The following is an 18,162-nucleotide window of genomic DNA, read 5'->3' as shown; positions in this document are numbered from 1 at the left end:
GACGCACAGGATTTCGCATGAGCTTCTGGATGCGCCATGTGCGCGCCGCGCTGCCGTGGCTCGTGGTGGCCGTGCTTTCGAGCAGCGTCGTGCTGCTCGCCATGTTGCCGGCCGCGTGGATTGCGCCGCAGTTCGCGAAGGCCACGCACGGGCACGTGAACCTGGTGGAATCGGCCGGCTCGTTGTGGCACGGCTCGGCCTCGCTGATGCTCGCGGCCGGTCCCGACGAGACCGGCGCTACGGTGCTGCCGGGCCGCATCGAATGGCAGACGGCGTTCTGGCCGCTTTTCACGGGGCGCGTGCAGATGCGCATGCGCCAGAGCGAAGCGATGCCGGACCCAGTCACCGTGGATGCCACCACGCGTGGCGCCGTGCTTTCGGCGGGCGCGATGACGGTGCCGGCTTCGCTGCTGAGCGGCCTGGGCGCGCCGTTCAATACGCTCGATCTGCAAGGCGACGTGCGGCTCGCCTGGACCGACTGGCGCACCTTCGGCAACGAAGCGTTCGGCCGTCTCACCATCACGCTCGACGACATGAGCTCGCGCGTGTCGCTCGTGAAGCCGCTGGGGACGTACCAGGTGGTGTTTCAGGCGCAGGGCGTTTCGTCGACGCTCGATCTTTCCACCTTGAAGGGTCCGCTCATGCTCGCGGGCCACGGCGTGGTGTCACCGGCGTCCACCTCGTTTCAGGGCACCGCGAGCGCGACGCCCGACCAGCGCGACAACCTGGCAGGTTTGCTGAATCTGCTGGGGCGGCCCACGGGGCCGGGAACGGTCGCGCTGGTGTTCTTCCGCTGACGGTTTTTCAACTCGCTGGGGTTGGGTCCGGCGTTTGGCTCGGCGCTTGACCCTGCGTTTCACCCTGCGCTTGACCCTGCGCTTGGCTCGACCCGGCGCCGGCTGGCGCGGCACCCGGCGATTGTTGCCCCGCCGCGGCCGGCGTCGAAGCCGGCGCGGCCGCGGGCGCCATCACGTCGCCCGTTTCGCGATCCATCTGCGCGACGTCCCAGCCGCCGCCGAGCGCCTTCACGAGTCCTACCGACGACACCATCCGCTGCCCCGCAAGGCTCGCGAGCTTCTGCTCGGCCGTGAACGCGGTGGTCTGCGCCGTGAGCACGTTCAAGTACGCCACGGTGCCCGCCTTGTACTCGTTCGTGATGATGTCGAGCGCGTGCTTCGCCGATTCCACCGCCTGCTGCTGCACGACGATTTCCTGCGCGAGGATGCGCTGCGACGCGAGGTTGTCTTCCACGTCCTGGAACGCGGCGAGCACCGCCTGGCGGTACGCAGCGGCCTGCTGGTCGTAGGCGGCGCGGGCGGCCTCCGTCTGCGCGCGGCGCAGGCCCGCGTCGAAGATCGTGCCGGCCAGCGACGGCCCGAGCGTCCAGAAGCGCGACGGCATGGAAAGCAGCTTCGAAAACACCGAGCTTTCGAAGCCGCCGCTTGCCGAAAGCGTGAGCGACGGGAAATACGCGGCAATGGCCACGCCGATCTCCTCGTTCGCGGCGGCGGCCTTGCGCTCGGCCGACGCAATGTCGGGCCGACGTTCCAGCAGCGCCGACGGCATCTGCACGGGTACCTGCGGCGGCACGGCGTCGAGCGGCGCGGGCGGAATCGAGAACGTAGAGGCCGGTTCGCCCACCAGCACGGCGATGGCGTGCTCGTCCTGGGCGCGCGCCACGCCGTTGTCGATGGCCGATGCCTGAGCCGACTGCAACTGCGTTTGCGCCTGGATCACGTCGGCGCGGCCGGCCACGCCTTGGGCGTACTGGTTCTGCGTCAGTTGCAGGGAACGCTGGAAGGCGGCGACGGTGTCGTCGAGCAGCTTCTGCTGGGCGTCCAGCGAGCGCAGCGAGAAGTAGGTCTGCGCGAGCGTGGCCTGGGCTGAGAGACGCGCGTTTGCAAGGTCCGCAGCCGCGCTTTGCTGGCTCGCCTCCTGGGCGCCCACGGTGCGGCTTACCTTGCCCCAGAGGTCGGGCTCCCAGCTCGCGTCGAGCGAGGCGCTGTAGCTGTTGCTGATGACGCCCGAGCGGCCGCTAGAAAACGAACTGGACGAGCTGCTGGAACTCAGTGGCGAGCGCGAACGGCTCGCGCTACCCGACGCGGTGATCACGGGGAAATACGACGCGCGCGCCTCGCCGACGAGTGCCCGCGCCTGACGATACGCGGCCGCGAACTGGGCGATCGACTGGTTGTTGCGGTTGAGCTTGTCTTCCAGCGCGTTCAGCTGCGCGTCGTTGTAGATGGCCCACCAGTCGCCGCGGTCGTGCTGGTCGGCGGGCTGCGCCACTTTCCAGCCGTCGGGCGTTTCCTTGTAGGTTGCGGGAACGGCCGTGGCCGGACGGTGGTAGTCGGGGCCCACGGCGCAGCCGGCGAGCAGCGCGGCAGCGGCGGCGATGACCGCGAGCGTGGCAAGGTGCGGCTGGCCTGGTCGGCTGGACGGTCCGGAACCTGGCACCGCGGCAGACGCGCGCGTGATTCGATGAAACGGCATGCAATGAATTCCTGTCGATGCGGGCGGCGCGCATGCGGCGCCGCCCGGGCTTGCCGAATGCGGCACTGGCGTACCCGCCGCGCCCATGTTCGGCGAGGCCGGCACGTTCCGGCCGTTGCTGCAGTCGATCGGGCAATGGTAGCGCAGCGCGCAGACCGGCGCGAAACCGCAAGGTTAATGCGGGGAAGGTGAAGGATGTGTTACCGGCGCTGGTCCGACGATTACTCGTCGTTACGGCCCGCCGACCGCCGCGCATGGGGCGTGGCTGCACGGCAGGCGGGCGTTTTGCCGGCACCGGCGGGGCATGGTTCGCCGCGGCACGCCTCGCGCTGCCGCCGTCGTTCGGCCCAGGCAAAGAACAACACCGCCAGCGAGCCGCCCGGCAACACGAACATCGCCGCGTACAACGCGATCTTCCACCAGCGCACCGGCTTCTGGAGCGACTCCAGCGCGATGTCGGTGAGAGAGCGGCCGAGGCCGCCGAGAGCGTTTTTCAGGTACGGCATGGCGAACATCCTTGCACGCGCGGGCCAATCGGGTGCGCGTAATTGATTGCCTTCAATAATATTGACTATGCAATTAATTTGCAACATACTCTGCGCCAAATCAGGTGACGTGTTGTTCTCTGCGGAACTTTGTCGATGAGCGATGGCCCTTACGACCCGGCTGACATCAACCTCGAGTCGAGTCTCGGTTACTACCTGTCCAAGGCCCGCAACGTTCTTGGGCAGCGGATGGACCGCGCGCTCGAGCCGCTTGGGCTGACCGCTTCTCAGATCGGCGTGATGCTGCTGCTGCTGTGGCGCCGCGCGAATACGCCGTATGACCTGTCGCGCGAGCTTTCGTACGACAGCGGGTCGATGACGCGCATGCTGGACAGGCTGGAGAAGAAGGGCCTCATCGCGCGCAGCCGGAGCAGTACGGACCGGCGCGTCGTGGAGCTGGCGCTCACGGCACCGGGCGAGGACGCGGCCCGGCAGTTGCCGGCCATCATCGCGCGGGTGCTCAACGAGCAACTGCGCGGCTTTTCGCAAGAAGAAGTGACACAGCTGATGGGCCTGCTTGCGCGGTTCATCGCCAACGCGCCCGACGTGGACACGGGCGGCTGCCCCGCAGCCGCCGGGAAAGATTCGCATTGCTGACGTAACGGCGGTGCGCGATCACACCTCAGCGCGCCGTATTGCCGGAATTTATCTGTCTGGGCAGAAAGTGTTGTTGCATGGATGCAGCGCCGCTCACGCGGCCTGAATTCATGACATGACAGGATTCTGCCGGGCCAACGAGAGACTGGACCATGAACGCAACCGCTTCATCCGCCCTGCCCGCGCCCGCGGAACCCGCGCCGCTCTCCGGCGGCACACTCGCCCTGCTGACGGTCGGGCTCGCGCTCGGCACCTTCATGGAGGTGCTCGACACCTCGATTGCGAACGTCGCGGTGCCCACCATTTCGGGCAACCTCGGCGTGGCGAACAGCGAAGGCACATGGGTGATTTCGTCGTACTCGGTGGCTTCGGCCATCGCCGTGCCACTCACCGGGTGGCTCGCGCGCCGCGTGGGCGAAGTGCGGCTCTTTACCCTCTCCGTGCTGCTCTTTACGCTCGCTTCGGCGGCGTGCGGGTTTGCCTCCAACTTCGAGACGCTGATCGCGTTCCGGCTCGTGCAGGGTCTCGTTTCGGGGCCGATGGTGCCGCTCTCGCAGACTATCCTGATGCGCTCGTATCCGCCCGAGAAACGCGGTCTCGCGCTCGGGCTATGGGCGATGACGGTGATCGTCGCGCCCATCTTCGGGCCCGTGATGGGCGGCTGGATCACGGACAACTACACGTGGCCCTGGATCTTCTACATCAACATGCCCATCGGCATCTTCTCCGCGACCTGCGCGTTTTTCCTTCTGCGTGGACGCGAGACGAAGACGACGAAGCAGCGCATCGATGCCGTGGGTCTCGCGCTGCTGGTGATCGGCGTGTCGTGCCTGCAGATGATGTTGGACCTCGGCAAGGACCGCGACTGGTTCAGTTCGAAGTTCATCGTGGCACTGGCGATCATCGCGGTGGTCGCAATCGCGTTCATGCTCGTGTGGGAAATGACCGAAAAGGAGCCGGTGGTCGACCTTTCGCTTTTCAGAGACCGCAATTTCGCGCTCGGCGCGTTGATCATCTCGTTCGGCTACATGGCGTTCTTCGGCTCGGTGGTGATCTTTCCGCTGTGGCTTCAGACGGTGATGGGTTACACGTCCGGCCTCGCGGGGCTTGCTACCGCGCCGGTGGGGCTGCTCGCGCTCGTGCTCTCGCCCATGATCGGACGCAACATGGACCGGCTGAACCTGCGCGTGGTGGCGTGCTTCGCGTTTCTCGTGTTCGCGTTTGTCTCGTATTGGAACGCGAGCTTTACCCTCGACGTGCCGTTCGACAAGGTGATCTTGCCGCGGCTCGTGCAGGGTATCGGCGTGGCGTGCTTCTTTGTGCCGATGACGACCATCACGCTGTCGAGCGTGCCCGATGAGCGGCTCGCAAGCGCCTCGGGGCTATCGAACTTCCTGCGCACGCTTTCCGGCGCAATCGGCACGGCGATCAGCAATACGTTCTGGGAAAACGACGCGATTCGCCACCACGCGGTGTTGACCGAATCGGTGAGCGTCTATTCGCAGACCACGAGCTCATTCAGCAACGCGCTCGCGAGTCTGGGCGTTGCGGGCCAGAGTGCGAATGCGCAGATTGACCAAATCATCACGCAGCAGGGCTACATGATGGCGACCAACGATTTCTTCCGGATCTCGTGCGTCGCCTTTCTGGTGCTGGCGGGGCTGGTGTGGATTACGCGGCCGAAGAAGGGCGCGGCCGCGTCGATGGGCCATTGATGGGGCGCGCGGCCTGGAGCGTTGAATGAAGCGCTTGATCGGGCGCGCTCACTGAGGCCCGAGGCCGTCCGCCTCTATTGCGAGACCGGAGAACTGTCTGACGATGCCGCTGGTGCCGCGGCCGGTTGATCGGGCAACGCGCCGGGCTTCTGCGTGGCCGCAGGCGCAGGTGGCGTGGCGGGCATGCCCGGTCCGCTGCCCCGCACGTAGGCTTTGAAGTCGGCGCCTGCGTTCCATGGGTCGGGCTTGCAGCCGAGCGAACTGTCGCAATGCGCGGCGAAGCCGATCGTCATGCTGCCATCGGGGTTCGGCGTTTTCGTGATCTCGAATGCAAGCGCGCGACGGCCGCCATCGGGCCCGGCGGTCTGGATCAGCGAGTCGTTGACCGTTTGCAGCTCGTATTTCGAGTGGTCCTTCACCCAGGTCTGGGCCCGTTGCCACCAGGCATCGCATTGCGACTTGCTCGTGCATGTGAGCGGCGTGGTGGCGATCTGCATCACTTCAGGCTTGACCTCGCCGCGCGTGGTGCATGCGGCTGCGGCAACGCACAGCAAGGCTGGAAAGATTCGTTTCATTGCGTTCATGCCCTCCCTGAGCGGAACGGCGAGCCGCGCTGGCGCGGGTTCGCGGCTGGTGCCGATTGAGGCCAGGCAAGGCTAACCAGGGTCAGCCGAGTGGCGCTCGTGTTCTTGAAAGTTGGACTGCGCGAAGGCGCGTGCGTTTCATGCGAAGAGGTTGATAGGCGCTTCGCCGCACGATGGATGCCGCGAAGCACATGGCGGCATGCTGCGCGGCGCCCCGCTAGACGCTGAAGCGGTTCAGCGTGTACGCGCGATAAGCGGCGACGAAAGCATCGAACGAGCCTGCTTCCTCGCGCTCCATCTTTACCTGTTCCTCGATGGACTGCGCCGCCAGCGCCTCGAATTGCGCGGTCGAGGCGGCATCGAGCGGCCTTGCGCGGAAGAACGCCGCGTGCTGCTCGCTTTGCGCGAGGCTGAATTGCAGGAAGCCTTGTTGCTGCTCACGCATGGCGTGCAAGACGCGCGCCGATGGCGTGAGCGACGCGTCGGCGAGTTTCGCGCGCTGCATGGCTACGGCGCGGGCGTGCTCGTCGGTGCCGGCTGCCGCGTCGAGCGCGGCTGCGGCGAGGTCGATCTTCGAGAGCAATTCGGCTGCCCAGTCCTGCATGGAAACCGTCTTGCCGTCGCGGGTGAGTTCGAGCCCAGGCTTGCGCCCTTCCATCGTTACGCGCCCGAAGTTGCGGTTCGCCTCGGCATAGGCTTCGGGCGGCAACGGCGCGCTGTCGTCCAGCACGCAAGCAAGCAGGTACGCGTCCAGAAAACGCGCCGTGGAAAGTGCAATGCCGACAGGCTCGAACGGATCGATGTCCATGCAGCGCACTTCGACGTACTGCACGCCGCGAGAGGCAAGCGCGTGAAGCGGACGCTCGCCGGGATACGTAATGCGCTTCGGACGGATCGTTGAGTAGAACTCGTTTTCGATCTGCAGCACGTTCGTGTTGATCTGAATCCACTCGCCGTCGCGATGCGTGCCGATGGCTTCGTACGGCGGATACGGTTGGCTCACCGCTTCGGTGAGTGCATCCAGATAGCCTTGCAGCGTGTCGTAATCGGCATGCAGCGCGGCTTGCCCCGTGGTGTTCGAGTAACCGAGATCGCTCATGCGCAGGCTCGTCGCGTAGGGACGATAGAGCGTGTGGGCGTCGAACGTTTCCAGCGTATGCGGACGGCCGCGCAGGAAGCGCGCATCCAGCGCCGGCGACGCGCCGAACAGATACATGAGCAGCCAGCTCGTGCGGCGGAAGTTGCGGATGAGCGCGAAGTAGCGCTCGGACTGGTAATCGACGGCCGTTGCCGTGGATTGGTGATGCGCGTGCAGCAGGCGCCACACTTCTTCGTTCAGCGAATAGTTGTAGTGGATGCCGGCGATGCATTGCATCGTGCGCCCGTAGCGCAACGCGAGGCCCACGCGATACACGTACTTGAGCTTGCCGATGTTCGAGCTGCCGTAACGCGCGATGGGAATGCCGTCGTCGGTATCGGGCAAGAGGCCCGGCATCGAACTGTTCCACAAAATCTCGTCGCCAATCGAGGCGTACACGAAGCGATGCAGTTCGTCGAGGCGCGCGAGCGTGTCGGCCGCGTCGTGTTCGGCGGGCGTGATGAGTTCGAGCAGCGCTTCCGAGTAGTCCGTGGTGAGCGACGGATGCGTGAGCGCCGAGCCGAGCGCCGCCGGGTGCGGCGTCATGGCGAGCCGGCCGTCGTGCGTGACGCGCAGGCTCTCTTTTTCGATGCCGCGCAAGCCGCGCGTGAGCGCGCTGCGCTGCGGCCCGGCACTCAGCACGGAGAGGCGCTGCGAGAGAACGTCGTTCGTGCGGATGGAGGTCGTGTCTGGCATTGAGTCGGGTCAGGCAGGTACCGTCCGTGCGCGGTTCGCGTCGTGATTGCGAGGCTGCGGCGGGCGGTAAATTTTTCGGTAGCGGGCACTTTAACATCTCGCCACGCGCCCTGCTTGGCGTGCCCTCGAGCACAGTCGGCGCCGTGTGTTGCATGCTCTGGCGGCCGTGCCGGAGCGGTCCGACCTCGCTTGTTGCCCTTACCTTTGCCGCGGTTTTTGCCTTGTTTTACAGGTCGGTTCGCATTTCGTGCCGGTTCGCATTTCGTGCGAATCCGTGCGATGGATGCCAGTAGCGCTTCATCTGTAACTGCCGCGCTTGCACACACGAGCCTTGGCCTTCAACCGCCGCGCGCCGCGCCCGCCCGGTCTGCCACCTCGTTCCACAGATGAAGGGCCGCGTAGGCGCGCCACGGCCGCCACGCGTCGGTGCGCGCGCGCTGCTGCGTGGCGCGCGCGAGCGACGGGTCGCGTGCGGCAATCGACTGCATCAGCACGAGGTCCGTGGCGGGCCATGCGTCGGGGTCGCGCCAGGCCCGCATGGCGACGTACTCCACGGTCCACGGACCAATGCCGGGCAACGCGAGCAGCGCCGCGCGCAAGGCGGCGGCGTCGCGCGTGGCGACCGCCGTATCGTCGATGGGCACGTCGCCCGATGCCACCGCCTGCGCGAAACCCTGCAACGCGGCGACGCGCTTGCCGGGCATGCCGATCTTGTCGAGGTTGGCGGCGGCGAGCGCGGCGGGCGTCGGAAAGCGCCATGCCGTGCTTTCGTGGGGATGATCGTGGATGCGGCAACCGGCGCGCTGCACGAGCCGTCCGATGATCGTCGTTGCGGCTTTTACGCTCACCTGCTGGCCGACGATGGCGCGCACCACGAGTTCGAAGCCCGACCACGCGCCCGGCACGCGCAGGCCGGGCGCGGCATCGACGAGCGGCGCGAGCCAGGCGTCGGCGCCAAGGTGTGCGTGGATCTGCGCCGGGTTCGCACGCAGGTCGAACATGCGGGCGATGGGCGCGGCGAGCGCGTCTGCGTGACGGCTCGCCGCGCCTTCGATCGTCGCGACGACGCAGCGTTTGCGGGGGTGTTGGCGCACGGTGAGCGTGCCTTCGGCGCCGTGCCATTCGATGGCGCGGCGGTACGCGCCGTCTTCGACTGCTTCGACACCCAGCGTCGCGCGGCCGGCGAAGAAGCGCAGTAAGCGCGGCCAGTCATAAGGCGCCTTGAACGGCAGCTCCAGTGTGGCTTTTCCCGTTTCAGCGGAGGTGGCCGATGTCGTGGACGGGATGGCGGCGCTCAAGCGGCGTGATCCCAGGAAGCAGGCTCGATGACGGGGTTACCGCCCGCCTTTGCCACCGACTTGCTCGCCGGATCGCCGTTCCCCCTGCCCGCCGCCGTGGCCGGCTGCGCGGCGCCGTGCGAGGCCTCGGCGGCGAGCAATGCGGCTTTGCGCTGCAATCCCCACCGGTAACCCGCGAGCGCGCCACCCTTTTGCACCACGCGATGACACGGGATGGCCAGCGCCACCGGATTCGACGCGCACGCGCTTGCCACCGCGCGCACCGCGCGAGGCGCGCCCACAACCTCGGCAATCTGCGAGTAGCTGCGTGTTTCGCCGTACGGAATGCGCTGGAGGGCGTCCCAGACGCGTTGCTGAAACGCGGTCGCGGCGATGTCGAGGGGCAGCTCGACACGTTCCTGCTCGCCGCCCAGGTACGCTTCGACCCGGGCGATGAAAGGCGCGATGCGCGCCGCGTCTTCGGCGAGCCTGGCGTTCGAGAACTCGGCGCGTAGCTCGTCGGCAAGCGCGGCCGGCTCGTCGCCGAATGCGATCCGGCAAATGCCTTTGTCCGTGGCGGCAACGAGCACGTAACCGAGTGCTGTCGGCGCGCTCGCGTAGCGCACGACGAGCCCGGCGCCCTTGCGCCGGTACACGGACGGCGTCATTCCGAGTTCGGCGCCGGCGCTGTCGTACAGCCGCGATGGCGAGCCGAAGCCTGCATCCACGCTCGCCCGCGTCACGCCGGTACCCCGCTGAAGCGCGTCGCGCAACGCGGCGGCGCGGCGCGCGGCCTGATATTGCCGCGGCGACACGCCCACCACCCGCTTGAACAGCCGCTGAAGATGGAACGGGCTCAAGTGCACGGCGTCGCTCAATTGCGCGAGCGTGAGGCGCTCGTGCGCGGCGGCGTCCAGCACGGCGCACGCGCGATTGACGACCTCCAGCTCGCGCGGCAGACCGCCCGGCTGGCAGCGCTTGCACTCGCGGTAGCCGGCGGCGCGTGCAGCGTCGGCAGACGCGAAGAACTGGACGTTTTCCCGCCGCGGCAGGCGCGAGGCGCACGACGGACGGCAGAACACGCCCGTCGTCCGCACGCCATAGAAGAAGGCGCCGTCGGCTTCGGCGTTGCGCCGGGTAATGGCGTCCCAGCGCTCGGTATCGGTTGTATCGGTTGTATCGGTTGCCCAGGCTGTTTTCATCTCAAAGCCCCTGCAATGTGTTTGGACGCTTCCAATGTAGTGGCGGCGCGTTGGCGGTGCGCTCCGGTTCTTGCGGTTTCATTGCCGCGCCGGCCCGGCTCCCTCGGACTAGTCGGACGGTCGCTGTGTGCAAAGTGCGACAAATCGACATCGTTACGGGTTTTCCCTTAAAAAAACATTGCGTCGCACCAACCCGTTGTGTATATTGGTTTCTGTCTCCTCCATGTCTCCTCCTGATATGGATTAAGCCCGCTCACTTGAGTGGGCTTTTTTTCGTCCATAGGTTTCAGGAAAGGCTCGCGGGCCGGTTCGGCCGGGTTTGCGCGGGCCGACTCTTTCCTTCCCGGTAGCGCCTAATCGTACCCGCTGGCTGCCGTTGACGCTCGGCGTCGCGGCCTGCGCCGCCGCGTCACTGGCCCGTGCCTTTGCGCCTCGCCGTGTCCCAGATCGCGCGGCCTGCGCCACCGTTCCGCCCGTCCCCTACACTGCCGTTATCGGCCGCGAACGTGCAGGAGGCTTTCCGATGAAGATCCACATCCGCGAGATCGACCATGTCGTGATCCGGGCCGCCAATCTGGATGCGCTGGCGCGGTTCTACTGCGACGTGCTCGGCTGCTTCGTCGAAAAGGAGCAGCGCGATCTGGGGCTCGTACAGTTGCGTGCGGGGCGCTCGCTGATCGACCTGCTGCAGGTGGGCGCCAGGATCGACCGCCCTGAAAGCGGCACGCCGGGCGTCGGTCGCAATATGGACCATCTGTGTCTGCGCATCGAGCAGTTCGACGCCGAGGCGCTCGTGGCGCATCTGAAGGCGGCCGGCGCCGAAGTGGGCGCCCAGGGCGTGCGTTACGGCGCGGACGGTTACGGCCCGTCGCTCTATCTGTTCGATCCGGAAGGCAACATGGTGGAGCTCAAGGGGCCGCCCGACGACGCGCTGACCACTTCGCTCTAGGTTTGGGCCGCGCGGCCGCCCTCGCCGGCTATGCCGCGTTCGCCGGCGCCTTCAACACCGTCCAGTCGACTGCCACCGGCTCGGTCGTCGCGCTGCCAAGCCATGCGGTGCCGTCCTGCACGGTGCATTGGAGGCGCATGGTGCGCTCCGCGAGCGCGCCGAGCGATGCCGCGACGCCCTCGCCGAGCGACCAAACCGTCACGTTGCGAAGCCGGTCTAGCCGCGTCTGGACGCCCTGCCACCAGATATCCGAAGTACGGCCGCCGTAGGCGATCACGACTACGTCCTCGGCACGGCCGCAGGCCTTGGCGATGCGCCGCTCGTCGGGCTGGCCGACCTCGATCCATCGTTCGATGGCGCCCGTCAGATCCTTTTGCCAGAGGTCTGGCTCGTCCGTGTCCGAGAGACCTTTACAGAATTCGAGCCGTTCCTGCGCGAAGAGCGCGAACGCGGCGATGCGCACCATCATGCGTTCGTCCGTTTCCGAAGGATGCCGCGCGATGGTGAGCGCGTGATCGGCGTAGTAATGGCGGTCCATGTCCGCGATCTGGAGTTCGGCTTTGTATATCGTCGATTTGAGCGCCATGGAGTATCCCGGACCCGCAAAAACGGGCCGTCTTATTTCGAGCCTTTGGAGCACGATTGACCGGCGCGACAGCGTGCGTTTCATGTAGTGAGAAAAGCACGCGTTGTTCCCGGCCCAACGATGGAGGCGATCGCAGCGCGTCGCCCTTCATGAAGACGACGTTCGATCATTCAGACTGAACGCCGGCGCGTGATGATACCGGACGCTTTGCCGTCGCGCCGCGCGCCTTTCCGTTATTGCTCACGGCGAGATAGCGATTTGTGGGTTGCGCGACGCCGTGCGATCTGGCGGGTTGCCACTCGGCAGAGGATGGACAAAAACAAACGGCCTGGCGCAATGGCCAGACCGTTCGTCACTGCTCGCCGCCCATGCGCGCCCTCCGCGGCGCTCCTGGGCGCCGCTTCGCGCTCGTACAGCGAACGACAGCTGCGTTATTGCTTGATGAACCTGTCGTTTGTCCAGAGACCTTGCTGGTCGGTGTTGCCCGCGTTCACGAATTCCACTTCATGGCCGACAACCTGCACGACGCGGAATTGCTGGTTTTCCGGGGTGGACAGGCATTCGAAGCCGGAGAAGAACTCCTGCATCTTTTGCTGTTCGCCCGCCCGCTGATGGTCGTTGACCGCGTCGAGCTTGTCCCGCGAAAGACAGCCGTAGGAGCCTGGCTTGAACTGAATGGTTTGTTGCGGCCTGACTACCGTGTCCTGCGCCTGTACGGCGGAAACGGCAACGAGTCCCGCTGCTGCGACAATCAAACCGGCTAGCATCTTCATATTCGCCTCCTGCGGGTAATTTGCTCAGGTTAGCTATGTATTTAACTTCAAAGGAATTCCCGCAGCTTTCAATTTAGAAGAAGCGCAAAAGACTGCAAGCACATCTTGTGTGCGTTCGCAACAGCGGCGAATTGTCGCACCCTATGCGACATATCGAAGCAGCCGCACATGCCGGCCGGAAAAGGGAAGCGATAGCCTTGCGTTCCGCCGGAGCCGCCTTGTGACGCTTGCCCTATAAGGCTGTGCGTGATCCAAACCGTTAACCTGATAATCCAGTTAAGTGATTTACTAAATCGCAAAAGAAAATGACGCGCCGCACCTAAAGTCACATGAACGGGATGTGAAACGCGCGTCATAGGCGTCTCATAACGCATCGGATGCAGAATAAAAAGGATGCCATATCGTCGGTTTTATTACGTCAGCCCGATAAATCGGCGGCAAACGAATGCAGTCGGGAATGCCAATAACGAGGGTTTACCCGTTCGTTCCATGTTTGGCCTTGCCGGCCGTCTGGTGTACTTGCGCACGCCGCGGCTTCGTGGATAAATCAAACGTCTTCCCCGGAGATTTTCATGACCCTCGCTCACTGGCTTCCTTTTGCCATCGCGTCCGCCATTCTCATCGCCATCCCAGGCCCCACCGTCTTGCTCGTTATTTCATATGCACTCGGCCATGGCCGACGCTATGCGCTCGCCACCACGGCCGGTGTCGCGCTTGGCGATCTCACTTCGATGACGGCGTCCATGCTCGGACTTGGCGTCCTGCTTGCCGCGTCCGCGACGCTGTTCACCGCGCTCAAGTGGGTAGGTGCTGCTTATCTGGTGTATCTGGGCATCAAGCTGTGGCGCGCGCCGGCCGCGCCTGCGGTCACAACGGAAAGCGGTGCGCCCGCCGGCGGCATGCCGGCCCCTCCCGAAACGCGCACGGGCCGCATCTTTGCCCATGCGTACGCGGTCACTGCGTTGAACCCGAAGAGCATCATCTTCTTCGTCGCGTTCGTGCCGCAGTTCCTCGACGCCCACGCGCCAACGTGGCCGCAGATCGTCGTCCTCGAAGCGACGTTCGTCACGCTGGCTACGGCCAATGCCTTTGCTTACGCCATGCTCGCCTCGGCGGCCCGCAGCGCGATTCGCAGCGCGCAGGTTCAGCGCGTGGTGAACCGCACCGGCGGCACGCTGCTGATCGGTGCCGGGCTACTGGCAGCGGTGTGGAAAAAGTCGGCGGCCTGAACAAGGGGCGCTGACGTTTCACCTGGCAGCGCGCACGCAGATCCGATGGGACCATCAGTCGCCGCGATAGACGTTCGCCGTACGACGTACCGTGCGTCTTCAACACATTCAATCAAGGGGAGGGAGCCGGTTCGGCGCGAACTTCCCGCCGCGCCGTGAAGGCCCGCCCAGCCAATAACCGCGCGGCTTGCCGGCCGTTTGACAGGACGGTCACAAGCCGCGCCGCGCCTGCCCGATTGCCTGCAATGCGTGTTTGCCCACGATGCAATTCGCCGGCGGCCGTCTAGAATGAAAATCACGGCTCCTCTGCGATCAGGAGGCTATCGTGATCGAGCATCTGGTACTGGGCGCGTTTCTCATCGTGCCGTTGTTAATCGTTGCGTTCCTGTTTTCGGACGAGCTCTGGCAGGAACATCGGCAACGTGTTGTCCACGATACGGAGCAGCGCCGTATCGACTGGCGGCATCCTGTTCGCAGTCTCATTCATCACTGACTCCGCTGCGTCTCATCAGATCGTTGTATGAGGGAAGGAGGCGCTCGTGTTGTTCGAGTTCTCCTGGATGACGTACTTCCTCGCGCTGTTTGCGCTCATGGTAATCAGCATCGCGCTGACCACGCTGTGCGGAACGGTGCCGCCACGCCAACGCAATGGCTCGCCGCACGGCGAGGCCGACGGGCACGATGCCGGGCACGCCCGACAAAGTGCGCGTCACGGTTAATTCTCAAGGCCGCTCTTACGAGTTCGCACAGCGGCAAGAGTTGGCAAGGTCTTCACTCTCGTTTTCCTCCTGGCGTGCCAGTACGATAGGCGCGCACGCTCGCGGCATGCCCGCCCGGCGGCACACCGCGTCACACTCATGGGCCGTTGCTTCGCTCAGGTGAGACGGGTCGCTTCTTTCCCATCCACACGCGGCAGCACAGGCAGCACGAAGCGCAGCATGACCACCTTAATGACGGTTTCCCTGATCGACGAAGACGGGCGCATCTCGATGAACTGCCAGCGCGCCGATGCCGCTATGCCGCTCGCGGCCGAGCACGTCGAACGGCTTATCGAAGGTCTTGGCCTGCTGCGGGAACAACTCCAGCCGCCGGTGCGCACGCGCGACCCCGTCGCAGGCGAGCAGGTGCAGGCACAGCTTGATCCGAGGTGGTGGGTCGCGCCGGAGATGTTCGTGGGCGGCGCGCTGCTGCAACTGCGCCACACACGTTTCGGCTGGCTCGCATTCGCGTTGCCGCTGCAAAGCCTGCGGGACCTCCACAAGTCGCTGGGCGATCTGCTTGCTTTTTCCGAGCAGCAGGCCAGGGCGCAAAAGGTGAATTGAAGGAATGTCTACAGCCCACGCCGGCTGCATGAAGAAACAAAGCTGCGGCAGGGAATTCACGTAATGTGCGGTCCCTATTGGCGTGATGGCGCTCTTGTCCGATGATTCGCCCACAATACCGAAAAGCCATAGACGTCTAGACCACCAGTTTCGTTACGGGGCAAGTCATGCTGACCGCAGTCCTGATTGCGTCGCCGATCGCTATCGGCGCGCTTGTCGCCTTTGCATCTTTCGTCGATCCCAGAAGCGGACACTTCCGCCGACGTTAGGCACGATCAAATGCGCGTGCCTGGCCGTTGCCCACGCAGCGCGCTTTTGTGGCGAGCATCGGCGCGTTGCCGATGCCCCTTGGCCTCATTGGGATTAGCGGCCGTGCCAGCCATGTCCGCCGCCGAAGCCGATACCGACGTCGATCGATGGCCCGTAGTAGTAACCGGGCGCATAGCCGTAGTACGCGGGCGCCGGTGCGTAGCCGTAGTAGCCGGGCGGGGCCACGACGCAGCCCGCGAGTCCCGCCGCCAGCATGAGAACCGTCAGTAGCCTCACCATGATGCGTGCTCCTCATTGAGTCATGGAGGGCGAGAATAGCGCCTTCGCGCTGTAGTAGTTGTGTCCGAAAATTACCGTCCGTACGGTTTCTGACCGTCCGCCGAGGCCGTGGCGCCAAGGCCTCCATCACGACCGCGACGTTCCCTTTGTAGCGCCTCGTTTCCATTTTTCCGCGGTTGCGTTTCGGCTTCTGCGCGGCGCTTTGTCTTTCTGACAATTCGATGAGCTATCGCGCTGCGGTGACGCTCTTGTGAGCCTCGGCATCGCTTGCCGACAGCTTATTTCCCAATACAAAACCGACTAAAAATCACACCCAGCAAATCGTCGGAAGTGAATTCGCCGGTGATCGAATTCAGCTGTTCTTGGGCAAGGCGCAATTCCTCGGCGAAGAGATCCAGTGCCTGGGCGTTCTGGTCGGCGTGCATGGTTGCCTGTTCGAGATGCTGGGCTGCTGCGCGCAGTGCGATCAGATGGCGTTCGCGGGCAAGGTACACGCTTTCGGCGCCGGCTTGCCAACCTGCAATGCGCAGCAACTCCGCGCGCAACAGCGAAACGCCGTCGCCTTGCTTTGCCGAAAGCCGCACTTCGCACAAGTCGCCTTCGGCGGCGGGGTTCAGCCGGTTCACGGCGGGCTCCTTACCCGTGAGATCGCTCTTGTTGAGTACGCGGATGACCGGCACCGCGGCCGGGAACCGCGTCGCGATGGCGCGATCTTCATCGGTCATGCCGACGCGCGCATCGAGCAGGTGCAGCACCACGTCGGCGCGTTCGATCTCGCTCCACGTGCGCTCGATGCCGATCTTCTCCACCTCGTCCTCGGTCTCGCGCAGCCCTGCGGTGTCGATCACATGGAGCGGAATGCCTTCGATCTGAATGGTCTGCGAAACCTTGTCGCGCGTGGTGCCGGCAATCGGCGTGACGATGGCGAGTTCCGCGCCCGCCAGTGCGTTCAGCAGCGACGACTTGCCGACGTTCGGCTGCCCCGCAAGCACCACCGATAATCCCTCGCGCAGAAGCGCGCCTTGCCGTGCCTCAGCGAGCACGTGGGCGAGCTGCTCGCGGATGCGAGCGAGCTTGCCGAGTGCGTCCGCGGCTTCGAGAAAGTCGATCTCTTCCTCGGGGAAATCGAGTGTCGCTTCGACGAGCATGCGCAATGCGATGACGTCCTCGACGAGCGCGTGGATATCGCGCGAAAACGCGCCCTCGAGCGAACGCCCGGCCGACCGTGCGGCCGCTTCCGTGCTGGCCTCGATCAGGTCGGCCACGGCCTCGGCCTGGGCCAGATCGAGTTTGTCGTTGAGAAATGCGCGGCGCGTGAATTCGCCCGGTTCGGCGAGGCGCAGCGAGAATTCGCGGCCTGCGTCGATGCATCGCTGCAGCACCAGCTGCAGCACGATGGGGCCGCCGTGCCCTTGCAGTTCCAGCACGTGCTCGCCGGTGTACGAGTGCGGCGCGGGGAAGTACAGCGCGATGCCGCGGTCCAGCGCATTGCCGTTTGCATCGAGGAAGGGCACATAGCTCGCGTGACGAGCCGCGAGCGTTTGCCCGACGATGGTCTGCATCAGCAACCGGGCGGCGCGCTCGCCGGCGCGACCGAACGAGACGCGCACTACGCCGATTCCGCCGCGCCCCGGCGCAGTGGCAATGGCGACGATTGGATCGGAATCGGTGGCGAGCATGGTGGCGAATCAGAGCGAAAACGGTGGAGCGGCGAGTTGCGGGTTGCGTATTGCGGGCTCAAGCATGGAGCGCCCGGCATTGTATCGCGCACGCCGTTGAGGCCAGGAACGCGAAGTGCGCGCTTGGCGAATCGACCATGTCGAATATCTAATGGTGATCCGATATCTCGAATTAGCTAATGCATTTTGGGACGAAATTGCATGGACGACTTTGTCTCTTCGTGACGAGATCGGCCATCCGCAAGGCTCGGCGAGGATTGGCCAGTTGAATCCAGTTTGCATCAAAGAATCGTCAAATCAGGCTATATATAGCGTAAATGCACTAAATATAGCCTGGCTGGTTGTTAGCACCATATGAGGCGGATTGCACAATCGCGCCATGCCAACGCCCGAAGAAAAAGCCGCTTTTACCGAACGACTCAAGTTCGCGATGAAGCGCGCGCCCGAAAAGCTTCGCGGTGGTACTGACCTCGCCATGCATTTCAACCTGCGCTATCACGGTGAGCCAGTATCGCCGCAAACGGCCCACAAGTGGCTGACCGGACGCACGATTCCAAAGGAAGACAAACTCCGCACGCTCGCTGAATGGCTGAGTGTCGATCTGCATTGGCTGCACTACGGACCGCCGTCGGGCGGCGCGGGCTCGACAACAGTGCCCAAGCCACGGCCCCGCGACGAAAAGTATCCGCTCTCGCCCGAAGCACTGGAACTGGCGTCGAAGATCGAAGCGCTGTCGCCGCATCATCGCTATCTCGTGGAGGAACTCATTTCGGAGTTCTACGGCAACGCCGGCAAAAGCTGAGCGGCGGAAGCCGGCTGGCTCGAACT

19 protein-coding genes are annotated in these 18,162 nt (G+C 64.8%); 9 read left to right on the top strand and 10 right to left on the bottom strand.

Features of this window, described 5'->3' with window-relative positions; translation table 11 throughout:
* Positions 1–17: 17 nt before the first annotated feature.
* Positions 18–797: a type II secretion system protein N gene (locus PKKP23_RS25650; protein WP_126878957.1), complete on the top strand. Its 780-nt coding sequence runs from the start codon at positions 18–20 to the stop codon at positions 795–797.
* A 7-nt stretch (positions 798–804) separates the two neighbouring features.
* On the opposite strand, the gene PKKP23_RS25645 is transcribed toward PKKP23_RS25650, so the two are convergent.
* A complete protein-coding gene (locus PKKP23_RS25645; protein ID WP_126878956.1) occupies positions 805–2,493 on the bottom strand; it encodes an efflux transporter outer membrane subunit in 1,689 nt (562 codons plus the stop codon).
* 221 nt (positions 2,494–2,714) lie between these two features.
* Positions 2,715–2,999 (bottom strand): hypothetical protein, encoded by a 285-nt coding sequence (locus PKKP23_RS25640; protein WP_126878955.1) that lies wholly within the window; start codon positions 2,997–2,999, stop codon positions 2,715–2,717.
* Positions 3,000–3,134: 135 nt separating this feature from the next.
* Here PKKP23_RS25640 and PKKP23_RS25635 point away from each other — a divergent pair, with 135 nt between their 5' ends.
* Together PKKP23_RS25635 and PKKP23_RS25630 are read left to right on the top strand one after the other, a co-directional pair.
* Complete coding sequence (locus tag PKKP23_RS25635; protein ID WP_017772295.1) at positions 3,135–3,635, top strand: MarR family winged helix-turn-helix transcriptional regulator; 501 nt, start codon at positions 3,135–3,137, stop codon at positions 3,633–3,635.
* 152 nt (positions 3,636–3,787) lie between these two features.
* The gene (locus PKKP23_RS25630) at positions 3,788–5,350 is read left to right on the top strand and encodes a DHA2 family efflux MFS transporter permease subunit (RefSeq protein WP_126878954.1); all 1,563 of its coding nucleotides are present in this window, start codon (positions 3,788–3,790) and stop codon (positions 5,348–5,350) included.
* Positions 5,351–5,424: 74 nt separating this feature from the next.
* Here the strand turns inward: PKKP23_RS25630 and PKKP23_RS25625 are convergent, their stop codons facing one another.
* The 4 genes from PKKP23_RS25625 to ada all read right to left on the bottom strand — a co-directional run bounded on the left by PKKP23_RS25625 (position 5,425) and on the right by ada (position 10,247).
* Positions 5,425–5,925 (bottom strand): hypothetical protein, encoded by a 501-nt coding sequence (locus PKKP23_RS25625; RefSeq protein ID WP_017772297.1) that lies wholly within the window; start codon positions 5,923–5,925, stop codon positions 5,425–5,427.
* Between the two features lie 226 nt (positions 5,926–6,151).
* On the bottom strand, positions 6,152–7,768 hold the full coding sequence (gshA, locus tag PKKP23_RS25620; protein WP_126878953.1) for a glutamate--cysteine ligase: 1,617 nt from the start codon (positions 7,766–7,768) through the stop codon (positions 6,152–6,154).
* A gap of 338 nt (positions 7,769–8,106) precedes the next feature.
* Entirely contained in the window at positions 8,107–9,066 is a 960-nt protein-coding gene (locus PKKP23_RS25615; RefSeq protein ID WP_420873250.1) for a DNA-3-methyladenine glycosylase family protein, read from the bottom strand.
* Entirely contained in the window at positions 9,063–10,247 is a 1,185-nt protein-coding gene (ada, locus tag PKKP23_RS25610) for a bifunctional DNA-binding transcriptional regulator/O6-methylguanine-DNA methyltransferase Ada (protein ID WP_126878952.1), read from the bottom strand. Before ada ends, PKKP23_RS25615 begins: the two co-directional genes overlap by 4 nt.
* A gap of 523 nt (positions 10,248–10,770) precedes the next feature.
* Between ada and PKKP23_RS25605 the strand changes: the two genes are divergently transcribed.
* The gene (locus tag PKKP23_RS25605) at positions 10,771–11,196 is read left to right on the top strand and encodes a VOC family protein (RefSeq protein ID WP_126878951.1); all 426 of its coding nucleotides are present in this window, start codon (positions 10,771–10,773) and stop codon (positions 11,194–11,196) included.
* A 28-nt stretch (positions 11,197–11,224) separates the two neighbouring features.
* On the opposite strand, the gene PKKP23_RS25600 is transcribed toward PKKP23_RS25605, so the two are convergent.
* Together PKKP23_RS25600 and sap1 are read right to left on the bottom strand one after the other, a co-directional pair.
* Positions 11,225–11,782, bottom strand: coding sequence for a YaeQ family protein (locus tag PKKP23_RS25600; RefSeq protein WP_126878950.1), 558 nt, complete (start codon positions 11,780–11,782; stop codon positions 11,225–11,227).
* 431 nt (positions 11,783–12,213) lie between these two features.
* The gene (sap1, locus tag PKKP23_RS25595) at positions 12,214–12,555 is read right to left on the bottom strand and encodes a surface attachment protein Sap1 (protein ID WP_017772303.1); all 342 of its coding nucleotides are present in this window, start codon (positions 12,553–12,555) and stop codon (positions 12,214–12,216) included.
* 572 nt (positions 12,556–13,127) lie between these two features.
* Here sap1 and PKKP23_RS25590 point away from each other — a divergent pair.
* The 4 genes from PKKP23_RS25590 (at position 13,128) to PKKP23_RS25580 (ending at position 15,106) form a co-directional block, all read left to right on the top strand.
* Complete coding sequence (locus PKKP23_RS25590) at positions 13,128–13,784, top strand: LysE family translocator (protein ID WP_126878949.1); 657 nt, start codon at positions 13,128–13,130, stop codon at positions 13,782–13,784.
* Between the two features lie 325 nt (positions 13,785–14,109).
* On the top strand, positions 14,110–14,277 hold the full coding sequence (locus tag PKKP23_RS34210) for a hypothetical protein (protein ID WP_017772305.1): 168 nt from the start codon (positions 14,110–14,112) through the stop codon (positions 14,275–14,277).
* A gap of 46 nt (positions 14,278–14,323) precedes the next feature.
* Positions 14,324–14,503, top strand: a complete 180-nt coding sequence (locus tag PKKP23_RS25585; RefSeq protein ID WP_126878948.1) for a hypothetical protein — start codon at positions 14,324–14,326, stop codon at positions 14,501–14,503.
* A 219-nt stretch (positions 14,504–14,722) separates the two neighbouring features.
* Positions 14,723–15,106: a hypothetical protein gene (locus PKKP23_RS25580; protein WP_126878947.1), complete on the top strand. Its 384-nt coding sequence runs from the start codon at positions 14,723–14,725 to the stop codon at positions 15,104–15,106.
* Positions 15,107–15,469: 363 nt separating this feature from the next.
* Here PKKP23_RS25580 and PKKP23_RS25575 read toward each other — a convergent pair whose 3' ends face one another.
* Together PKKP23_RS25575 and mnmE are read right to left on the bottom strand one after the other, a co-directional pair.
* Positions 15,470–15,655: a hypothetical protein gene (locus PKKP23_RS25575; protein WP_017772308.1), complete on the bottom strand. Its 186-nt coding sequence runs from the start codon at positions 15,653–15,655 to the stop codon at positions 15,470–15,472.
* Positions 15,656–15,933: 278 nt separating this feature from the next.
* Positions 15,934–17,334, bottom strand: a complete 1,401-nt coding sequence (mnmE, locus tag PKKP23_RS25570; RefSeq protein ID WP_126878946.1) for a tRNA uridine-5-carboxymethylaminomethyl(34) synthesis GTPase MnmE — start codon at positions 17,332–17,334, stop codon at positions 15,934–15,936.
* Positions 17,335–17,713: 379 nt separating this feature from the next.
* Here mnmE and PKKP23_RS25565 point away from each other — a divergent pair, with 379 nt between their 5' ends.
* Complete coding sequence (locus PKKP23_RS25565) at positions 17,714–18,136, top strand: transcriptional regulator (RefSeq protein WP_126878945.1); 423 nt, start codon at positions 17,714–17,716, stop codon at positions 18,134–18,136.
* The last annotated feature ends 26 nt before the right edge of the window (positions 18,137–18,162 follow it).

The sequence above is a fragment of the Paraburkholderia kururiensis JCM 10599 = LMG 19447 genome, assembly GCF_003986935.1.
GTDB classification, from domain to species: Bacteria; Pseudomonadota; Gammaproteobacteria; order Burkholderiales; family Burkholderiaceae; genus Paraburkholderia; species Paraburkholderia kururiensis.
The sequence above is the reverse complement of the archived record's forward strand: the minus strand, read 5'-3'. Positions and strand labels throughout refer to the sequence as shown.